Here is a 1,053-nt window from a genome sequence, read left to right as displayed (position 1 = left end):
ACACTGCTGCAGGCGTTCTTCTCGGTGCGCTCCGAGCGGATGCTGATGGAGCAGATCGATTATAACCTGCTGTTCCGGTGGTTCATGGGGTTGGAGATCGATGCCGCGGTCTGGCACCCGACTGTGTTCACGCACAACCGCGACCGTCTGCTGGAGACGGAGGTGGCGCACGCCTTCCTGTCGGGTCTGCTGGCGCTCAAGCCGGTCAAGCGGCTGTTGTCGAGCGACCATTTCTCGGTCGACGGCACGATGATCGAGGTCTGGGCCTCGATGAAGAGCTTTCGGCCCAAGGACGGCTCGGGCGAACCGCCAGGCCCGGGCCGCAACGGCGAGCGTGACTTCCGCCGCGAGAAGCGCTCGAACGCGACCCATGCCTCGACTACCGACCCGGACGCCCGGCTCTACCGGAAGGCGGACGGCCAGGAGAGCCGGCTGTGCTACCTCGGCCACACGCTGATGGAGAACCGCAACGGCTTGGTGGTGGACGCCAGCCTCACCCACGCCACCGGCACGGCCGAGCGCGAGGCGGCCCTCCTCATGCTCGACCGCCGACCCCGCCGGCACCGGATTACGCTGGGTGCGGACAAGCTGTTCGACGTGGAAGCCTTCGTCGGCGACCTGCGGGCGCGGCGGGTGAGCCCGCACATCGCCATCAACGGGGCGGTCTCGAAGACCGGCAAGGTGCGCAAGACCGCCCTCGACGGCCGCACCACCCGCCATCCCGGCTACGCAATCAGCCTGCGCTGCCGCAAGCGGATCGAGGAGGTCTTCGGCTGGATCAAGGCTCAGGCCGGGCTGAGAAAGGTCAAGCTGCGCGGCCGAGCCAAGGTCGAGGCGCTGTTCACCTTCGCGGCCGCCGCCTACAACCTCGTGCGCCTGCCCAAGCTGCTGGCCGAGGCTCGCGCATGAAGAGCGGCCCAGGCCGGGCCGAGACGCAGCCCGCGACCTGGAGTACCATCGAAGCTGGCGGATCGAGCCGCGTCGAGGTGGGCTGATCTCGAAAAACAGCCCTGACGATCCAAATCGAGCGCCACGCCAGACTTCTGCAGCAGC

At 67.8% G+C, this 1,053-nt stretch carries 1 protein-coding gene; it reads left to right on the top strand.

Annotated features, from left to right (window positions below):
* On the top strand, window positions 1-909 hold a 909-nt coding region (locus FV234_RS25835), incomplete at its 5' end, for an IS5 family transposase (RefSeq protein WP_147832444.1).
* Window positions 910-1,053: the final 144 nt, after the last annotated feature.

The sequence above is a fragment of the Methylobacterium sp. WL8 genome, assembly GCF_008040045.1.
Lineage (GTDB): Bacteria > Pseudomonadota > Alphaproteobacteria > Rhizobiales > Beijerinckiaceae > Methylobacterium > Methylobacterium cerastii.
This window is presented reverse-complemented; position numbering and strand designations above follow the sequence as displayed.